We start from the raw sequence: 19355 nt of genomic DNA, 5'->3' as shown, positions 1-19355 counted from the left end.
ACTCGGCCGGTTGGGTGGGCGGGCGGGTAGCCGGGCGGTCCGTTCCGCGGTTCGTCAGTTCGGAAGCGGCGGCCACGTCGTCGCCACCGTCTCGGCGATGAGCCGGGTCTGCGCCCGCCGGAGTCGCTCGGAGGCCGAGGACGCGGTGATGCCGAGTTCGTCGGCGACCTCCCGCAGGGTGGCCCCGCGGGGGATGTCGAAGTAGCCCAGTTCGTACGCCGTCCGGAGCGCCTCGTTCTGTCGGTCGGTGAGTCCCTCGCCCGGCGGTTCGGGGTCGCCGTCGCGGGCGAGTCGTCGGAGTTCGAAACCGGCGCTCCGCCGCCAGAACGACGCGAATCGCCCGAATTCGTCGCGGTCTGCGAACCAGCCGGTCTGCCGCCAGCCCGCCGGCCGGACCTCGATGCGCTCGATGATGGCGTCGGCGGTGGCGAGGGCCTCCAGTCCGGCGAGGTCGTCGAGGCTGTCTCCGAGCTGTTCTTCGAAGCTCCGCGCCGGGGCAGCCTGATACCGGCGCGTCTCGCCCGACTCACCGATTCGCGTCCAGTCGGCCACGTCGAAGGCGTCGTCCATGGCGCCTTCGAGCGCCCGCGTCTCTCCACCGGTGGCCGTCACGATGAACATCGGCCGCTCGCCGTGGTTGTACTGGAGTTCCAGCGCGAGCGTCGCCTCCGGAACCGCCGCCGCGACCCCGGTCAGCGGGAGCGCGTCGCAGTCGATGTCGAACTCGGCGATGAGCCCCATACGTCCGCTCTCTCGGCGGTCGGTCATGGGCGTGTCGAAGCGGCCGAGGCGGTCTCCGTCTTCGGCCCCCATGTAAACGGCCGCACGGCTGAGAGTGCGACTTAGCCGACGCCGGCGACAAGCGAGGGTGCGATGCAACCGATTCGATTCGAACCCGGAGCCGAACCGTCCGACGAACGATTCGGAGACGACACGCCGCTTCTGTGCTGTCACGGCGGGATGGCACCGCCGGCGTTCTGGGACCCGGTCGTCCCGCACCTCGGGGACTACGAGGTCGTCGTCCCGGAGCGACCCGGGTTCGGCACCTGTCTGGACGACGCCGAGACGACGCCCGCCGAGGCGGTGCTGGAGCGCGAGGTCGAGTGCGTCCGCGAACTCGTCGACGGGATTCGCGCGGCGACCGGGCGCGACCCGGTGCTGTTCGGTCACTCCTACGGCGCGCTCACCGCCCTCGAAGCGGCGACCGACGCGCGGGTGGCCGCCGTCGCCGCCTACGAACCGGCGGTACTCCCGGAAGCGAACCGAACCGAGGCGAACCTCTCGGAGCGCATGGCCGCGCTCGTGGAGGCGGGACAGCGGCGCGAGGCGGTCAAACGCTACGTCGAGCAGGTGCTCCACCCCGACGGCATCGACGACCTCGACGCGTGGCTCGACGAATGGCCCGTCTGGCCCGACTGCGTCGCCCTCGCCGAGGAGGTCGTCCGGATGAACCGCGCGGTCGAGCAGTACCGGCTTCCGGCCCGCTTGGACGTGGACGCGCCGGCCGTGGTCTTGGCCGGCACCGACGGTCCCGACTTCCTCCGCGAGAGCGCCCGAAACGTCCACGACGCCCTCCCGACCAGTCGGTTCGTCGAGTTCGACGCGCTCGGCCACGGCGGCCCCGGCGACGACCCCGAGCGGGTCGCGGCCGCGGTCGACGCGTTCCTTCGTGACCGAGCCGGTCTCCCGTGAAAGCGCCGATTACACGGGTACACGCGTAATCGCGGTCTCGGCAACACGGGCCGCCTCCCGTTCGTCAACGACCGAGTTGTGGGTCGGAGACCGGGGACGGGAGGGACGACCTGTCAACCCAACATTCTTTGTGCGGTACCGCGACGTGGGCGGTATGGCAGCCCTCCAATCCATCGGCACAGCCGCCGGCTCTCTCAGACGGAACCCGATACTGTTCGTCGTCGCCATGGCGTTCAGCCTCGTCCAACTCCCGTCGCTGTTCGCACAGGCGGTCGGCCCGCTCGTCGGCGGCATCGTCTCGCTGGTCTTCAGCGGGGTCACGGTATTCGTCATCCCGTTTTTCCTCGGCGGGGTCCTCGGCATGGCCAACGAAGCTATCGACGGTCGCACCTCGCTCGGCACGCTCGTCAGCGAGGGGAAGTCGCACTACGTCTCGCTGCTCGTCGTCTACTTCAGCCTGCTCGTCGTCAACCTCGTGTTGTCGTTCGTCGGCGGCTTCGCCGCGGTGTTCGTCGGCCTCGCCGTCCTCGGGAGCGGAATCGAGTTGGGCACGGTCGGGCTCGCGATTCTGGCCATCGTCGTCCTCGCCGTCGTGCTCACCTACCTCGCCGTGGCGTTCGTCGTGCAGTTCTTCGGCCACGCCATCGTCATCGACGACCTCGGCGCGGTCGACGGCGTCAAGCGGAGCGTCGCCTGCGTCAGAAACAACCTCGTATCGGTCTTCGGCTACTCGGTCATCGTCGGCCTCGGCGGCCTCGTCGCCGGCGTGTTCGGCGGCGTGGCCTCGCTCCTCCTCACCCCGTCGCTCCGGCATCAGGGGACCGCGGTGGCCGGCCCGGGAAGCGGTGCGCCCGCCGCGTCGGCGTTTTCGAGCCTCCCGGCAATCGGCGTCGTCGGCATGGTCGCCGTCGCGGTCGGACTCGTGCTCGTCAGCGGCCTCATCGGCGGCTTCTTCGCCGCGTACTCGACCGCGTTCTACCGGTCGATTCGCCCGACGAACCCCGAGACGACGACTCCCTGAGACGGCGGGCGAATCGACGCGTTTCTGTTGCCCGTGTGTCAAGCCGCAACCATTACGCGTCCGGAGAGTGAATCGAGGCTCGTCCCATGCCCTCCACGAACGCGGACGCCGCGGTCGAAGCGACCGACCTCAGGAAGGCCTACGGCTCCGAGGTCGCGCTCGACGGCGTCTCGCTGTCGATTCCGAGCGGAACGGTGTACGGCTTTCTCGGGCCGAACGGCGCGGGGAAGACGACGACGATGCGCATCCTGACGGGGCTGTCACAGCCCACCTCGGGGTCGGTCCGCATCTGCGGCCTCGACGCGAGCGACCGCGGGAAACTCGCGCCGCACGTCGGCTACCTCCCGGAGACGCCGCCGCTGTACGACGAGTTCAGCGCCCGCGAGCAGCTCGACTACGTCGCTGACCTCCGCGACATCTCGTCGGAGACCGCCGAGGCGCGCATCGACGACCTCCTCGACCAGTTCGACCTCGTCGGCGACGCGAACAAGCGCATCGGCACGTACTCCAAGGGGATGAAACAGAAGACCGCGTTCATCCAGAGCGTGCTCCACGACCCGGACGTGCTGTTTCTCGACGAGCCGACCTCGGGACTCGACCCCCGCGCAGCGCGGCAGATTCGGACCTCCATCGGCGACGTGGCCGACTCGGGGGCGACCGTCTTCCTCTCGACGCACATCCTGCCCGTGGTCGAGGCCGTCGCCGACGAGGTCGGCGTCCTGTTCGACGGCCGCGTCGTCGCCGAGGGGACGCCCGACGAGGTGAAATCGCGCGCCCAGACGGGCGGCGAAGGCTCGCTCGAAGACGCGTTCCTCGCGGTCACGAGCGACGAACCGCAGCTGTCGGGTGCCACCGACGAATGAGCCTCCGACGAGACGTTCGCCGCGGCCTCCGAATCGGGCGCGCCGAGTTCGTTCGGAGTATCCGGGGGTACACCTCCGAGACGCGCCGAGTCGTCGGCCTCTTGTTGCTCCTGTTGTTCTTCGGGGGCAGCCTCCTGTTTTCGCTCCCGGCCGTCTACGTCGCCGGTCGGAGCGCGCAGTCCGTGACCGAGATTCCCCTCTTCGGCCTCGTCGCCACCGCGGTGCCCGTGGTGCTCACGCTCCTCGCGACGTTCCGAACGCTCGAACGAATCGGCCGCGTCGAACACGAGTCGCTCGTGCTGACCACGGTCCACCCGCGGGCCGTCGTCATCGGACTCATCACGGCCGAAATCGCCCGAATCGCCCTCTGGTTCGGACTCCCGATTGCGGTCGTCGCCGCGACGTTCACGGCCGGGCTCGGCGCGCCGTCGCTGCTGCTCACGACGACTGTCGTCGTCGTCCCGCTCGCGTGCTGTACGACCGTCTGGGGCTACGCCGCCGGCGTTGCCGTGCTCCGCGGCTTCAAGCGTCTGCCCGGCGTCCGGCGCGTTCTCAAGGTCGTCGGCTTCGTCGCGATGGCCGCGTTCGTCCTCGTCTCGCAGGCGTTCGGCCGGTTGCTGGGCGATGGGTCGCTTCCGGTTGACACGCTGGCGGCGACGCTGACGTTCGGTCCGCTCACCGACTACCTCGCGCTCGCATTCGTCGGCACCCCGCTCGCCCGACCGTTCTCGGCGGCCGCCGTCGCCACCTTCGCAGCCATCGCCGCGCTCACGCCTCTCGGCCTCGTCGTCGCCACCCGGCAGGCGAGCGCGCTCTGGTTCACCGACCGCGCGCCCGGGGGCGACCGAGGCTCGGCGGCGAGCGCGAAGGCTGACGAGTCTGCCGGCGGCTTCTCGACGCCGAAGCCGCTCGCTGGGACGAACGGCGGCAACGTCGCGTGGGGCCTGCTCGTCCGCGGCGTCCGCCACCCCCAGCAGTTCACGCACCTCGTCATGCTGGTGTTCTTCCTCGGCCCGCTCGGGACGACCATCGTCCAGTCCTCGGCCGACGGCCTCGGACCGATACTCGCCGCGAGCGGGGCCGGCCTCGGAACCTATCTCGCGGGCGCGACGTTCGGCCTCAACCCCGTCGGCGACGACCGCCCGCAGTTCCCGATGTTGCTGTTGACCGCCACCGCGCCGCGAACGCTGGTCCGCGGACGCGTCCTCGCCGGTGTGCTTCTCGGCGCTCCGGTCGCGGCGGCGCTCCCGCTGGTGACCGTCGCCCTCGGTACGTCGCCGCTGTCCGCGGTCGGCTTCGCGCTCGTCGGCGTGTGCATGTGCCTCGCCGCCGCGACCTTCTCGGTCGGCATCGGCGCGGCCTACCCGATATACGAGGAACGCGAGTTCTGGGGTGCGACCACGGTCGTCCCCTCGACGCTCGTGCTGATGGCGTTCATGTTCGTCGTCGGCCCCGGAACCGTCATCGGCCTCGTCGCGACGTGGTTCGGCGTCACCGGGCACCTCGCTCCGACGCCGCTTCTCGCCGCCGGAGTCGGGCTGTACCTTCTGGTGACCGTCGGCGTCTCCTACGGCTCGTACCGCTACGCGATTCGACGATACCGGACGTACACGTTCGACTGACGGGAGGTGGCATCGTCGGTCGGCGCGAAACGCAATCGGCGGCGACGAGTGGGCGTCAGTCCGCCACGCGGAACACGCCGGGGTTCCGACCCATCCCGGCGAAGTAGAGTTCAGACCCGCGGACCGACAGGCCGCCCGACGGTCGGGCGTCGAGCGCCGTCGACCACAGGTTCTCACCGGACGCCGCCGAAACCGCGTAGAGACGGTCGTCGCTCCCCACGAAGCGGGTGTCGCCGGCGACGACCGGCGGTCGGGCGAACGTATCCGCATCGAGCGACAGCGTCCACTTCGTCGCGCCGTCGGCGGCGTCGAACGCGGCGAGGCTCCCCCGCGAGGTCTGGGCGTGGACCGTGTCGCCCGCGACGGCGGTCCGCGGACTGCCGTTCTCCGGGAGCGGAATCGACGCCTGCCACTGCGTCGACCCGTCTTCGAGGGCGAGAGCGAACACGTTCCCGCGGTGGGCGTTGTAGTACAGGTGAGAGCCGCCCACCGCGAGCGGGACGCCGCTCTGCGGGAGGTCCTCGCGCCGCCATCGCTCCTCGCCGGTGGCGGCATCGAGCGCGGCGACGCCGGTCTGTTCGTGGTCAGCGCCGATTGGCGTGTAGACGACGCCGTCGCGGGCGACGAGTCCGGGATACGCCTCGCCGGCGTCGTAGCACCATTGCTCCGCCCCAGTCTCGGGGTCTCGCCCGAAGACGGGCGCGCTCCCGCCGTCGACGAGCGTCTCCGCGGCGAGCACCGGCGCGTTTTCGGGGGTCCCGTAGCCGCCCTCGGTCGTCCGCCAGCACCGCTCGCCGGTCCGGGCGTCGTAAGCCGCGACGAACTCGGCGGTCGAGACGAACATCGCGTCGCCGGCGAGCGTGGGCGTGGACTTGCCGTGCGCGTAATCGATAGTCCACGCGTCGTCGGACTCGGCGGGGGCGGTTTCGGAATCGAGGTCGAGCGCGCGATAGACGCCGTCCTCGCCGTCGCCGTCGCTGTGGCCGAGCACGCCGCGCCCGTCGGCGAGGGCGACTGACGTGGCGAGCGCGGCGTCGCCCGACGCGATTCGTTCGACGCTCGCGTCAGCCGAGGGGCCGGAGTCGGTCGTGTAACCGGTGTTGGCGAAGTCGTGCTGGGCGGTCGGCCACGCGCCCGTCACGTCGCCGACGGGCGCGTCGCGCCGATAGTCTCGCTCAAGGTCGAGGGCACCGAGCGCGCGGCCGACACAGCCAGAGAGCGACGCCAGAGCGGTCGCCCCGCCGGCCGCGAGAACGGCTCTGCGCGTGTGCATGTTGGAGGGCATACATATCTGGCTCGTGTCGCGACCGTACTAACAGTTCCCCTCGAAGCGGCGGGGCGGCCGGGGAGCGGCGGAGGCAGTAACCGCGAGGGCAACTCGCCCTACCGATTCTCCACGAGCGCGTCGACCGGGTTGTCGAGGGCGAAATCGACGCTCTCGGACGGGTCGTCGGTCCGCGCTTCGAGGTCCGAGACGACCGATTCGGCCCGGTGGCGGAACGCGCGGAGCGTCTGTCGCCCCTCCTCCGTGAGTTCGAGATAGCGGCGAGTACCGCGCTGGGTGACCGTGACGTAGCCCTGATGTTCGAGCGTCGCGGTGACGCGGTTGTCGAGGACGTTGTAGTCGCCGGTGACGGGGTCGTAGTCGTCGGCCTCGCCGTCGACGCGGCCGCGCATGAACTCGAGGCCGTAGCGGGCCGCCTCGGTGATGAGCGTCTTCTTTTTCGCGTGCTTGGCGTCGGTGTCGTGGGCCTCGATGATGGCGAGCGCGGCGACCTGGTCGGGAGACGGCGAGTCGATTTGGTAGGTCGTCAGGAGCGACGCCTGCGCGAAGCCCTCCGTGACCGGCGCGTCGAGGCCGTGCGGCCGGACCTCGGGGTCGACGACGTACGGTTCGGCGTCGGTGTGTTCGTCCATGCAGGCCATCGTCGCGCCGACGGCCGCGCGCTTGGTGCCGGCGGTGACGTTGACGCGGACGAAGTCGTCGGGGTGCCAGTCGGCGATGGTCGTAACCGCGCCCATCACCTCGTACATATCGAAGAGGTCCAAGTATTCGACGTCGGGCGGAGAACCGACTACGTCGGCGATGCGGTCGACGACCGCCTCGTGGTAGGTCGGGCGCTCGACCGCGGAGTCCTCGTGTTCGAGGAGGTAGACCTTGTCCGGTCGGTCGTCCTCGATGGGGCCGACGATGCGGTCGTGTTCGCGCCACAGGGGGACGATGTGAACGCGGAGGTGTCGTTTCATCTGTCACTCTCGGCCACGACCCCCCGCGTCGAAAGTCATTCGATTGGGTGATTCGTCCGGAGGCGAACGAGAGAACGCCCGTAACCCCGAACTTCCGGAGAATACACGTTATTCACGCTACTCACGTAAGTAACGGTAGTAACCGAGAAACCGCCAATGTGGGATGTCGACTACGAATAGTTGCCGCCGGCCGCGCCCTCCAACGCACCGGCGGTTGCGACCCGCCGACGGCGGCGCGACCAGCGGTCCCCGGTCGCGTCTCCGCGGCGGAACCCGCGTCGGCGGACAACCCCCGGAACCCTCGTTCGGTGCGCTCGGGGCGTCGGCCAGTCCGCCGACACACGCCCTCGCCCTCCGGCCCCCCTCGCTTCGGCCCTCCACCACCGGCCGACGCCCCGACAGCGCCGTCTTTTCTTTCTCCGAACTGCCTCACACCAGCCGACGGACGCGACGCTCTCGACTCACGGCAGGCGTGGGAAAAAGCGACCGAGCGTCCGCACCGCGACGCGCTCGGTCCGATTCAGTTCGATTCAGTCCGGCTCGGCTCGGTCCGGGCCGGCTCAGATGTCGAACACGTCGAGGCCGGTCCGCTCGTCGAGGTGGTGGGTCAGCGGCGTCTCGCCGAGGTGGATGACCACCTCGAACGTCCCGGAGACGCGCGCGCCGGAACAGTGGCCGCCGAGCGTCTCGAAGTCGCGAGTGCCGACCTGAATGTGCGTGTGAATCTTGTCGGGGCCGATGTTGCCGAGGAAGCTCGTCACCTCGAACTGGCCCGTGAACTCCTCTTCGAGGTACTCCTGGTCGTCCACGTCGTAGTGGCCGAGCGTGACGGCGTCGACCGCGCCGATACCCGTGAGAAAGCCGTGTTCGATGTCGAGTTCGTCGCGCACCGCGGCCAGCGAGTCGAGGACCTGTTCGCCGGGGTCCAGCCTGACGACGACCGTGTCGCCTTCGTTGACATAGTCCATGGTTGTGCCCGAGCGTCCGGTACACCGGCGGTGACGTAATATGTTTTGAAAGACTCGACGGTGCGGGACGAACGCGGATGCTAAAAATATTGTTTTGTCGATATTTTCTCTGTTCACTAAAATATCAGATGAAAATACGAAATCGAGAACGACGACTCGACCGGTAGTGACACCGACCACGCGGCCGCGAACGGAGGCGGTTCAGGAGACAACGGTCAAACTTCAAGCGGTCAGTCGCACCGGCACGTACCGGAACGCACCGGCACGCACAGAGACACGCCGACGCGCGCCGACGCGCGCCAATTCGGTGACGCAGCTCGGTGCCGAGTTCGTCATCGAGTTGTGACGGCGCTACAAGTCGGTTGAAGGCGCTGTACTAGCCGTTTTCGTCATAGACGCGCTGGCTGGTCCGGAGACGGCCGAGTGAGCAGCGCCGAGACAGTGCTGGTCGGAGAATACGAGAGATTAGGCGTCGAACTATCAAATTACAATATTATCTTTGGATTTAGTATGTCTCGGTCAGTTCGCGGGTACTGGCTGTTCGCTCGGCGTCCGGCGACCGGCGGCCTCGGTCACCGGAGCATCGACCCGCCGTCGACCGTCAGCACCGTCCCCGTCACGTAGCTCGCGCCGTCGCAGAGGAACGCGACCACGTCAGCGACTTCCTCGGGCGTTCCGATGCGTTCGAGCGGGAGGTCGGCGACGCTCGACACGTTGACGATGGCACCCTCGCCGCGCTCGACCATACCCGGGGCGACGGCGCGGGCGACGACGTACTGCCCTTTGAGGTTCACGTCGAGGACGCGGTCCCACTCGTCTGGGTCGAGGTCCGCGAGGGAGACGGCCCGCGAGATGCCCGCGTTGTTCACGAGCGCCGCCACGTCAGCGACCGACTCGACCGCCGCCACCGCGTCCGCGACCGCGTCGGGGTCGCGTACGTCGACCGCGAACTCGTGGACGCCTTCGTCGTCCCAGTCGGTCTCGCCGGTCTCGATGTCGAAGCAGGCGACGTAGTCATAGTCCGCTTGGAGTCGCTCGACGACCGCCCGTCCGATACCGCTGGACGCGCCGGTCACGATTGCCGCGTGCTGGTGGTCCGTCATGTAATACCGAACGGCTCGAATTGTAGTACGTGTTGGGGTGGCGGCGAGTGAGGAGACCAGTGGGGAAATGAGAAACTGAGTGAGGTAGTGAGAGTGAGAAAGCGAGAGAAGTGGTAACTGTTTTCGTGGTCGCGCGTGAGCCGTTCGTATGCAGTTCGCAGTCAACGTTCCGACCAGCGCCGGCGACTCCGTTCACTCCCAGTTGGCGTTCTGCGACGAGATTTCGTGGGACGCGCAGGTGGAGTTCGCCGTGGCGATGGAGGGCCTCGGCTTCGACGGCGTCGCCGTCCCCGACCACGTCATGACCGGCAGCGGCCCCACGACGGAGTGTTTCGTCACGCTGGCCGCCATCGCCCGCGAGACGGAGGACGTGTACCTCTACCCGAAGACGGTGAACAACCACTTCCGAAACCCCGCGCTCCTCGCCAAGCAGGCCGCGACGCTCGACGCCGTGAGCGACGGCCGACTGAAACTCGGCATGGGCGCCGGCTGGAAGGAAAGCGAGGCGCGGGCCTACGGCTACGACTGGCCGGACGCGCCGACTCGCCTTCGGATGCTGGAGGAGTCGATTCGGTTGCTCAAGCGCCTGTGGACCGAGGAGACGGTCAGCTTCGACGGCGACTACTACACCCTCGACGAGGCGATGTGCCGGCCCCACCCCGTCCGAGACCCGCACCCGCCTATCATGGTCGGCGGCGGCGGCGAGTCGTTCACGCTCCGAATCACCGCTCAGTACGCCGACTCGTGGAACTTCTGGGGACCGCCGGAGGTGATGCAACACAAACTGGACGTGCTGGAACGCCACTGCGAGGGCTACGGCCGACCGTTCGAGGAGATAGAGCGCTCGTGGTTCGCGCGGTGTCTGCTACGCGAGGACGAGGCGGAACTCGACGCCCTCCTCGACGAGCACTTCCCGCGGTTCAAGCCCGAGAACGTCGCCGAGGGCGAGTTCCCGCTCGTCGGCACGCCCGAACAGGTGCGCGAGCGACTGGCGACGTTCGTCGAGATGGGCTTCGACGAGGTCGTCGTGGAGTTCGTCGACTTCCCCGAGACGACGAGCGCCGAGTTGTTCGCCGAAGAGGTCGCGCCGGCGTTTCGGTAGCTCGCGGGACGAGAGACGAGAGGCCGCCAGCGTTCGGGTGCGGCAGGGAAACCGCCGGACAGCCCGACGAAACTGTCGAGAGGACTGTTCGGCGTCGACGTGGGCGCACCCCGCGTCCTCGACCGCTTGGACGAGTTCGGCGTCGAGAGCATCGTGGACCTCACGGAGCGGCGGCCGACCGGCTACCGCTCGCCATCGTGGGACTTCTCGACCCACACGCTCGGCATCCTCGACGAACTCGGCTTCGAGTGGGACTCCAGCCAGATGGCGACCGACTTCGAGCCGTACCGCGTTCGGGAGGGGTGGGCCGCGCCCGCCGACGCCCCCTTCGAGCGCGGCACCGAGACCGACATCGTCGAGGTACCCGTCTCGTGGCAACGCGACGACTTCCCGGCGTTCGCCTTCAACCGCAAGCGGGGCTACGCGAACGAGAAATCGGTGTTCCGCCAGTGGCGCGAGCAGTTCGACTGGATGGTCGACAACGTCGATGACGGCGTCTTCGTCCTCACGATGCACCCGCAGGTCATCGGGCAGTCACACCGGCTCGTCCGGCTCGAATCGTTCGTCGAACACGTCGCCGACACGCCGGGCGTCGTCTTCGAAACCGTGGCCGAAGTCGCAGACCGATTCCGGTCGGCGTGAGGGCGAAATAAGGACGGCGACGCTTTTTCAGGAGTAGTGGTGGCAGCTGACGATACGGTCGAGTTCGTCGGGGGACTCCAGCGCCGGCACCTCGGAGGTGCAGACGCTCGGCTCGACGAACGTCTCGGTCAGGAGCGACGCGGCGTCGCGCCACGCACCCTCGGCTGCGAGCGAGAGCGCGCGCTCGACGGCTTCTCCGGCGGGGAGGTCGTCGGGGAAGTAGGTCGCCCGCGCGTCGTCAGCGGCCGCGTCCGGGGACTCGCGCTGGACGGCTCTGACGAACCGGCGCACGCGGTCCCACTCGTCGTCACTGAGGTCGAGTTCCGCCGGGGCGACGAGGCTCGGACATCGGGTGTGGAACCGGCAGCCGCTCGGCGGGTGAATCGGCGACGGCACGTCGCCGGACAGCGGAACGGTCTCGCGGGACACCCGCGGGTCGGGCACCGGAATCGACGAGAGGAGCGCCCGGGTGTAGGGGTGTTTCGGGGACTCGAACAGGTCGTCCTTGTCGGCGAGTTCGACCAGTTCGCCGAGGTACATCACGGCCACGCGGTCGCATATCTCGGCGACGACGCCCATGTCGTGGGTGACCCAGACGAACGACGTGTCGTAGCGCGCCGCGAGGTCCTTCACGAGGTCGAGAATCTGCGCCTCGACGGTCACGTCGAGCGCGGTGGTCGGCTCGTCGGCGATGACGAGGCTCGGTTCGCACGCGAACGCCATGGCGATGAGGACGCGCTGGCGCATCCCCCCGGAGAACTCGTGGGGGTAGTCGTCCATCCGGCGTTCGGCCTCGGGGATGCCGACCTCGCGGAGGCGCTCGACGGCGATGGCTTCGGCTTCGGCCGCCGACACGTCGCGATTGAGCCCGATAATCTCGCTCAACTGCTCGCTGACGGTGAACACCGGGTTGAGGCTCTCCGTGGGGTCCTGAAATATCATCGCGATTTCGCGGCCCCGGATGCGCTCGCGTATCTCGCGGCTCGACAGCATCTCGGGGTCCTGTCGGGGCTCGCCGTCGGGGTCGTCGCCGCGCTCGACGCCGACGAGCAGGTCGTCTTCGAAGCGGACCTCGCCGTTGACGATGACGCCCGGCGAGTCGATGAGGCGCATGATGCTCCGCGCCGCGACGCTCTTTCCCGCGCCGCTTTCGCCGACGATGCCGAGCACTTCGCCGCGCTGTACCTCGAACGAGATACCGTCGACGGCCCGAACGGTCCCCGCGTCGGTGCGGAAGTGGGTGTGCAGGTCGCGGACGGTGAGTAGCGTATCAGACATTGGTCGTGGAATCGTGGGGGGCGTCGGTGCGTGAGATGGGTGCCTCAGCAAAACCGCAAGAGCGAATGCCGACGCCGCCCCGGGGAGGGAGCGATAGTTCGGCGGGCGAGCGACTGACGGCGGCCGGGCGACTCCCGGCCCCGGGGCGAACGGTCGGTGAGAGGTGTCGTCCGTTCATCGTCAGTCGTTCGACCGCGGGTCGATTGCGTCGCGCAGGCCGTCGCCCAGCAGATTGAATCCGACGACCGTCGCGAGAACCTCGAGGCCGGGCCAGAGACTGGACCACGAGTTGACGATCATGTACTGCCGCGAGTGGGCGAGCATCTGCCCCCACGACGGCGTCGGGGGCTGGACCCCGAAGCCGAGGAACGACAGCGACGCGACGATGAGGATGTTCACGCCGACCTGAAGCGTCGACTGGACGAGCACCGGCGCGAAGCTGTTGGGGATGATGTGGCGGAAGATGATGTGCCGGTCGCGCACGCCGGCGGCCTTCGCGGCCTCGACGTACTCCATCTCCCGGACGCTCAGCACCTGCGAGCGAATCAGGCGCGTGAACACCGGAATCGTCGTGATGGAGACGCCGATGATGGCGATACCGAGCTCGCGGCCGAACGCGGACATGATTGCGATGACGAGGATGAGGAACGGAATCGCGTACAGCGATTCGACGAACCGCTGGAGCACGTCGTCGACCCAGCCGCCGTAGTAGCCGGAGACCGCGCCGACGACCGTCCCGATGGTCATCCCGATGCCCGTCGCGATGAGACCCACCTGAACGGCGATGCGGGTGCCGTACACCAGCCTGACGAGTACGTCGCGGCCGCGGTGGTCCGTCCCGAGCGGATGCGCCCACGTCCCCGTCCCGAAGCTGTTTTCGATGCCGACCGGCGGGAGCAAGATGGTGCTCCCCGACGGGTCGTTCTCCGGGTGGTACCAGAACGTCGCCGCGAACTGGTAGTCGAACAGGTCGGCGTCGATAGTCGTCACCAGCGCGACGAGCGTCACGAGCCCTATAACGTAGAGACCGACGCGCGACGCCGAGTTGCGCTTGAGCTGTCGAAGCACCTGCGAGGTGCGCGAGACGGCGGAGCGCTCGTCGGCGTCCGCGACGCCGCCCGTGCGGGCCGAGTCGCCGGCGGCGGCCGTCGAATCACTCACCGGCACCACCCCCGTAGGAGATGCGCGGGTCGATGACCGCGTACAGCACGTCCACGACGAGCACGCCGAGGACGAACACGATGGCGAAGAATATCGTCGTGCCCATGATGAGCTGGTAGTCCTGCGCCCGGACCGCGGTGATGATGAGGTTCCCCATCCCGTTGATGTTGAAGACCGTCTCGGTCAGCACCGCGCCGCCGAGGGCGGTCGTCATCTGGATGCCGATGACCGTGAGCACCGGCAGTTGCGCGTTCCTGAACGCCTGTTTGCGGAGAATCGTCCGCTCGGAGACGCCGTACGCGCGAGCGAGCTGGACGTAGTCCTTGTTGAGCACTTCGAGCATCGACGACCGCTCGATGCGCGTGATGGCCGCCATCTGAAGCGTCCCCAGCGTGATAGAGGGGAGAATCAGATGCGACGCGGCGGTCGCGAGCACGTCCAGTCTCGACGCCGCCCCCTCGACCGACGCGGGGTCGGCCCACGGCATGACGAGTCCGCTCGGCGGCAGGAGGTCGCCGTAGTACGCGAACACGATGATGAGAAGCAGGCCGACCCAGAAGCTCGGCGTGCTGACGCCGATAAGCGACGTGATACGGGCGAGGTGGTCGTAGCCGTTGTTACGGTTCTTGGCGGCGAAGATGCCCAGCGGAATCGCGGAGCCGATTGCGAGGGTGAAACTCGACGCGAGGAGCAGCGGCGTTACCGGAAGCCGCTCGAAGATTTTCACCGTCACCGCGACTCCACCGTAGTGGATGCTCGTCCCGAAGTCGCCCGTGGCGACGGCCGCGACGTACCTGACGTACCTGATGTACAGCGGTTGGTCGAGGCCGTATCTCGCGCGGGCGGCCTCGATGGCCGCCGCGTCGGCGCTCGGCCCGACCAAGATGCGAACCGGGTCGCCGGGTATCGAGTTGATGAGGACGAACGTGACCGTAACGACGAACAGCAAGACCGGAACGATTTAGAGTAATCGTCGTCCGATGTAACCGGTTGTCGTCATGAGTGGAGTGGATGGGGAGTGAGCATATAACGTTTGGTAACTGTTACCGACAGGGTACCGTCATCTGTCGACGGAGACGTTGTTGTAGCCGGTGAGGAGCCGCGGGTTCTGCGGCGAGACCGGGTGGACCTGAAAGTCGCTGACGGTGGACTTCACGCCGTAGGAGTTCTTGTAGTTGAACGCCGGGAGGTGGACCTTCTCCTCCAGGAGCGTCGAGATGGCCGACTGGTAGAGCTGTTGGCGCTCGTCGCGGTCGGTCGACTCCCGCGCGCCCTGAATCTGCTCCATCACCTCGTCGTTCTTGTAGTAGACGCCCTGGTTCACGCCCTCCGAGTCCTCGTGGAACAGGTTGTAGATGAAGTCGTCGGGTTCGGGGTAGCGGACCCACCCGAGGACGTAGATGTTGTAGTCCGAGGCGTTGCCGGTGTACGCGCGGCTGAGCATCGCGCCCCAGTCGAGCCGTTCGACGTGGGCCTCGTAGCCGGCCTCCTTGATGCCGTTGGCGATGGAGAGGCCGATGTTCTCGCGGTTGTCGTCCGGCGGGACGATAATCTTCGCGTCCCAGTCGGCGGGGACGCCCGCCTCCTCGAACAGCGCCGTCGCCTGCTCGACGTCTTTGTCGTTCGGAATCTCCATCCACTCTTCGAGCGGCATGTCCCACTCTTCGACCATCTGCCCCGGAAGCGGGCCGTACTGGCGGAGTCCGGCCGGGTCGATGTAGCGGTCGACCGCGTCGTCCATCGAGAAGCTGTAGTCGATGGCCTCGCGGACGCGCTTGTCGGCGGTCGGGCCCTCGTTGCAGTTGAACGCGACGTAGAAGTACCCGACGCTCTCGATTTCGGAGATGCTCGTGTCTTCGGTGCTCTCGACGGTCTCCCAAAGTCGGGGCGGAATCGTCTCGACAACGTCCACGTCGCCCGTCCGGAGGTTGGTGACGCGCGTCGTCGACTCCGTGATAGGGGTGAACTCGACGCCCGCGACGTCGGGTAGTTCGTCGCCCCAGTAGTCGTCCCAGCGTTCGAGCGTGACGTAGTTGCTCTCTTCCCACTCGACGAACTTGAACGGTCCCGAGCCGATGGGCCGTTGGGTACTGAACGCCTCTTTGTCCTCCTCGCGGACGGCCTCCGGCACGACCTGATGGGTGAGGACGTGCTGGAACATCGCGTAGGGGTTCGAGAGGTCGAACTGGACGGTCGTCTCGCCGATTGCCTCGACGGTGTCGATGACGCTGAAGATGCCCAGGAGGGGCGTCTCCTCCTCGATGGGCGTGCGGAACGAGTAGGCCACGTCCTCGGCGGTGACCGGGTCGCCGTTGTGGAACATCGCGTTGTCGACGATTTCGACGATGTATCGGGTGTTGTCCCGCTCGATGGTCGGCATGCTTGTCGCCAGGTTCGGGACCACGTCCGTCCCCTCGCCGTAGGTGTACAGCTGACTGAACACCCGGTTCGCGACGAGCGCGTCGGGGTTCGAAAGCTGCGTTATCGGGTCGAATCGGACGGGGTTCAGCGCCTGGCCGATGTTTATCGTCGCGTCGGAACCGCCGGCGGCCGTCTCGGTCGCGCCGCCCGCGGTCGTTTCGCCGCCACCGCCGTCGCCCTCGCTCGTCGTTTCGGACCCGGAGTCGGACGTACAGCCGGCGAGCAAGACGGGTATCGACGCACCCGTCGTTTTCAGTATATCTCTACGTGAGACACTCTATGGACTCAACGGAGTCACAGTCGCTCCTAGCGGAGATGACGTGGCAGGAAGCCGAAACCGCGTTCGACGAGGCGGACTTCGTCGTGCTCCCCTGCGGGGCAACCGAACAGCACTCGACGCACCTCCCGACCTCGGTCGACTCCATCCGAGCGGAGAACCTGACCGCGGAGCTCGCCGCGGCGGCCCCGGAACACGACTTGAATCTCCTCGTGCTGCCGGTGCTCCCGTACGGCTACTCGGAGCACCACATCAACTACGCGGGGACGATTTCGCTCGGAGCCGACACGTACCAGGAGATAATCATCGACGTGGGCCGGTCAGTCCAGCGCCACGGCGGGACCCGGTTTCTCGTCGCCAACTTCCACGGAGGCAACACCGAACCGCACAAACTCGCCCTCGACCGACTCCAGCGCGACCACGGACTCGACTCGTACTACGCACATTGGACCGACTTCGCCCGCGACCAGTTAGAGGCGCGGTTCGGCACCGAGTGGGGCCACGCCGGCGAGTACGAGACGAGCGTCATCGAGCACTGCCATCCCGACCTCGTCCGCGGCGACCGCAAGACCCCGCAGACGAAGAAGAACCGATACGAGGTCCGCCAGTACGCCCACTTCGACGACCTGACCGTCGAGGGCGGCCTCGGCGACCCGACGCAGTCCGACCCGGAGTTCCTCGAAGAAGTCATCGAGTCGACGACCGACCGCATCCTGACGCATCTCCGGTCGGAACTAGAGTAACGCGGGCCTCGGCGACGGAGAGGCGGAGAGACGGATAGACGGACGAAATCGAGCGAAACCGCAAACCGAAACGAGAGCTGATTTTCCCGACGCTCGCCACCTACAACGTGAGGTGGAACGGCGGCTCCGTCCCCTCGGGCAACGCACACTCGTAGTCGCCGGGGACGGACGCTTCGAACTCCTCGCGGGCCGCCGCCACCAGCGCCTCGTCCGAAAACAGGTCGAGCGTCGTCGCCGCGAGGACCTTCGCGGCGTACACCGCGGCCTTCGACCCGAAGCTCCCGTTTGTGGCGACGGCCTGCCACGTGTGCGAGGGCGTCCCCACCGGCCACGACGCCGCCCAGAACTGCGCGGTCGGCGTAATCCAACTCACGTCGCCGACGTCCGTCGAGCCGTTGAGGACGGTCCCCACGTCGTAGGAGGGCTGGGCGTCCGGATACAGCACCGACGAGCGCGCCGCCTCGCGCCGCTCCTCGGGGAGCTGCGCCGTCCGCGCCTCGATTGTCTCCGCCGAGAGCGTCTCCTGAAGCTCCGCGGCGAACTCGCGGTCCTCGTCGGTGTACGGGATGGGGCCGGCGAGTCGCATGTTCTCCAGCAGTGCATCGGACAGCGCGTGGTTCGCCACGTAGTCGTAACAGCCCGTGTGGAACCGCCGGGAGACCGTCGTCTGGGTCATGAGCGCCGCGCCCTCGGCCACGTCGTCGAGCCAGTCGGTGATGCGGTCGACCTCGTCTCGGGTCGGCGCGCGGACGTAGAACCACGCCGTCGCCTCCGCGGGGACGACGTTCGGCGCGCCGCCGCCGTCGGGGATGGTGTAGTGGATGCGGGCGTCGTCGGAGACGTGCTCGCGCATGAACTCCGACCCGGTGTTCAGCAGTTCGACGGCGTCGAGGTCGTCGAACGCCCCGTCGCGGAGAACCGACGAGAGCAACTCGGCGGATTCGGTCTCGTGAAGGCCGAGCTCCGGCTGCTCCCAGAGCGACTCGGTGAGTGAGACGAGTTCCGCCTCCAGCGACTCGACCGTCTCGAACGTCTCGTTGTGGTTCATTGCGTCTCGTGCGATTTAACTGGAGAAACGATAATAACACTTCTGGATCGGTGAACGTTCGGGCTTCGAATCACCCACTGAACGCACGATTCACGAGGAACGAATCCAAACACCGGGAGACGCCGAAATATGACGAGCGTTGTCGCTCCCGCGTTTCGGACGCTTCCGGACCGCTCTCTGCCGGTTTTCGGTCGTTGACCTCGCCGTCTTCGAGGCGGGGCGTCGCACCCCAATCCAGCCGCAAAGCATGCACATAGTTCACAAACAACTCGTTTCGGCGTCAGCGTGGCCCGCATTCGTTATCGAACAACTGGTATTCGGGAGCGGCGAAAATACTATGTGCAATGGTGACGACCCACAGATAATGACCGAAACCGCGAACGACCGTTCGCTCAAAACGACGGTCACAACCCTCAGAATCGTCGAACTACTCAGGGAGCGCGACGGGGCGGGCGTGACCGAAATCGCCCGCGAACTCGACATCGCGCCGAGCACCGCACACACTCACGTGACGACTCTCGAAGCGCAGGAATACGTGGTTAAAGAGGGCGATACCTACCATCTCGGGCTTCGATTCCTCGGTCTCGGGAACTTCGTCCGAACGCGGAAACGCAAATTCGGGAAGGCCGAACACTACACCAACGTCCTTTCCGAGGAGTCGGAACGGCGCTCGATTTTCACCGTCGAGGAACACGGGCGGGGCGTGTACGTCCACACCGCACCCGGAAAACACGGCGTCTGGACGCAGTCGACGGTGGGAAAGCGCGTCTATCTCCACTCGACGGCGAGCGGGAAAGCCATCCTCGCCAACATGCCGCGAGAACGGGTCCGAGAAATCGTCGACCGAATCGGCCTCCCGAAGGAGACCGAACAGACGATTCACGACGAGGAGGCGCTGTTCGACGAACTCGCCGAAATCAGAGAGCGCGGCTACGCGTTGAACGTCGAAGAGCAGATCAGCGGGGTTCGCGCGGTCGGTGCGCCCGTCATGGGGCCGGACGGCGACGTGTTCGGCGCGCTGAGCGTCGCCGGCCCCTCCAACCGGATGAAAGGCGAGCAGTTCGACCGTCTCACCGAAGTCCTCCTCGGCATCGCAGAGGAGTTGGAACTGAGCATCGCGCTCTCCTGAGCGCGTCGCCCTGTCGCCGTCAATGCCCAGTTCGTGAC

17 protein-coding genes and 1 pseudogene are annotated in these 19355 nt (G+C 67.3%); 8 read left to right on the top strand and 10 right to left on the bottom strand.

Annotated elements, in window-relative coordinates; translation table 11 throughout:
* Positions 1-54: 54 nt before the first annotated feature.
* On the bottom strand, positions 55-741 hold the full coding sequence (locus tag HVO_RS00665) for a helix-turn-helix domain-containing protein (RefSeq protein WP_049914722.1): 687 nt from the start codon (positions 739-741) through the stop codon (positions 55-57).
* A 132-nt stretch (positions 742-873) separates the two neighbouring features.
* On the opposite strand from HVO_RS00665, the gene HVO_RS00660 reads away from it, so the two are divergent.
* The 4 genes from HVO_RS00660 (at position 874) to HVO_RS00645 (ending at position 5198) form a co-directional block, all read left to right on the top strand.
* Positions 874-1692 (top strand): alpha/beta fold hydrolase, encoded by an 819-nt coding sequence (locus tag HVO_RS00660; RefSeq protein WP_004041020.1) that lies wholly within the window; start codon positions 874-876, stop codon positions 1690-1692.
* Between the two features lie 154 nt (positions 1693-1846).
* A complete protein-coding gene (locus HVO_RS00655) occupies positions 1847-2713 on the top strand; it encodes a DUF7847 domain-containing protein (protein WP_013034997.1) in 867 nt (288 codons plus the stop codon).
* Between the two features lie 86 nt (positions 2714-2799).
* Positions 2800-3576 (top strand): ABC transporter ATP-binding protein, encoded by a 777-nt coding sequence (locus HVO_RS00650; RefSeq protein ID WP_004041022.1) that lies wholly within the window; start codon positions 2800-2802, stop codon positions 3574-3576.
* A complete protein-coding gene (locus HVO_RS00645) occupies positions 3573-5198 on the top strand; it encodes a hypothetical protein (RefSeq protein ID WP_004041023.1) in 1626 nt (541 codons plus the stop codon). Before HVO_RS00650 ends, HVO_RS00645 begins: the two co-directional genes overlap by 4 nt.
* A gap of 55 nt (positions 5199-5253) precedes the next feature.
* On the opposite strand, the gene HVO_RS00640 is transcribed toward HVO_RS00645, so the two are convergent.
* From HVO_RS00640 to HVO_RS00620, 4 genes are all read right to left on the bottom strand, one after another.
* A complete protein-coding gene (locus HVO_RS00640) occupies positions 5254-6483 on the bottom strand; it encodes a PQQ-binding-like beta-propeller repeat protein (protein ID WP_004041024.1) in 1230 nt (409 codons plus the stop codon).
* A gap of 98 nt (positions 6484-6581) precedes the next feature.
* Positions 6582-7445, bottom strand: coding sequence for an HFX_2341 family transcriptional regulator domain-containing protein (locus HVO_RS00635; protein WP_004041025.1), 864 nt, complete (start codon positions 7443-7445; stop codon positions 6582-6584).
* Between the two features lie 560 nt (positions 7446-8005).
* Positions 8006-8413 (bottom strand): PPC domain-containing DNA-binding protein, encoded by a 408-nt coding sequence (locus tag HVO_RS00630; protein WP_004041026.1) that lies wholly within the window; start codon positions 8411-8413, stop codon positions 8006-8008.
* Between the two features lie 572 nt (positions 8414-8985).
* Entirely contained in the window at positions 8986-9516 is a 531-nt protein-coding gene (locus HVO_RS00620) for an SDR family oxidoreductase (protein ID WP_004041028.1), read from the bottom strand.
* Positions 9517-9664: 148 nt separating this feature from the next.
* Between HVO_RS00620 and HVO_RS00615 the strand changes: the two genes are divergently transcribed.
* Positions 9665-10618: an LLM class flavin-dependent oxidoreductase gene (locus HVO_RS00615; protein WP_004041029.1), complete on the top strand. Its 954-nt coding sequence runs from the start codon at positions 9665-9667 to the stop codon at positions 10616-10618.
* A gap of 54 nt (positions 10619-10672) precedes the next feature.
* Positions 10673-11260, top strand: a pseudogene (locus HVO_RS00610) (polysaccharide deacetylase family protein); the annotation flags it as partial.
* 27 nt (positions 11261-11287) lie between these two features.
* Here HVO_RS00610 and HVO_RS00605 read toward each other — a convergent pair.
* The 4 genes from HVO_RS00605 to HVO_RS00590 form a co-directional block, all read right to left on the bottom strand.
* Entirely contained in the window at positions 11288-12538 is a 1251-nt protein-coding gene (locus HVO_RS00605; RefSeq protein ID WP_004041031.1) for an ABC transporter ATP-binding protein, read from the bottom strand.
* A gap of 180 nt (positions 12539-12718) precedes the next feature.
* Positions 12719-13699 (bottom strand): ABC transporter permease, encoded by a 981-nt coding sequence (locus tag HVO_RS00600; protein ID WP_013034988.1) that lies wholly within the window; start codon positions 13697-13699, stop codon positions 12719-12721.
* Positions 13692-14648, bottom strand: coding sequence for an ABC transporter permease (locus tag HVO_RS00595; protein WP_004041033.1), 957 nt, complete (start codon positions 14646-14648; stop codon positions 13692-13694). The genes HVO_RS00600 and HVO_RS00595 overlap by 8 nt, the downstream gene beginning before the upstream one ends.
* 111 nt (positions 14649-14759) lie before the next feature.
* The gene (locus HVO_RS00590) at positions 14760-16346 is read right to left on the bottom strand and encodes an ABC transporter substrate-binding protein (RefSeq protein ID WP_004041034.1); all 1587 of its coding nucleotides are present in this window, start codon (positions 16344-16346) and stop codon (positions 14760-14762) included.
* 89 nt (positions 16347-16435) lie between these two features.
* Here HVO_RS00590 and HVO_RS00585 point away from each other — a divergent pair, with 89 nt between their 5' ends.
* Positions 16436-17140: a creatininase family protein gene (locus tag HVO_RS00585; RefSeq protein WP_004041035.1), complete on the top strand. Its 705-nt coding sequence runs from the start codon at positions 16436-16438 to the stop codon at positions 17138-17140.
* Between the two features lie 100 nt (positions 17141-17240).
* Here HVO_RS00585 and HVO_RS00580 read toward each other — a convergent pair whose 3' ends face one another.
* The gene (locus HVO_RS00580) at positions 17241-18188 is read right to left on the bottom strand and encodes a peptidase dimerization domain-containing protein (RefSeq protein WP_004041036.1); all 948 of its coding nucleotides are present in this window, start codon (positions 18186-18188) and stop codon (positions 17241-17243) included.
* Positions 18189-18552: 364 nt separating this feature from the next.
* Here HVO_RS00580 and HVO_RS00575 point away from each other — a divergent pair, with 364 nt between their 5' ends.
* Entirely contained in the window at positions 18553-19317 is a 765-nt protein-coding gene (locus HVO_RS00575) for an IclR family transcriptional regulator (protein WP_004041037.1), read from the top strand.
* Positions 19318-19355 lie beyond the last annotated feature (38 nt).

Source organism: Haloferax volcanii DS2 (assembly GCF_000025685.1).
Lineage (GTDB): Archaea > Halobacteriota > Halobacteria > Halobacteriales > Haloferacaceae > Haloferax > Haloferax volcanii.
Note: the sequence above shows the minus strand (reverse complement) of the source record. Positions and strands in the feature narration are given on the sequence as shown.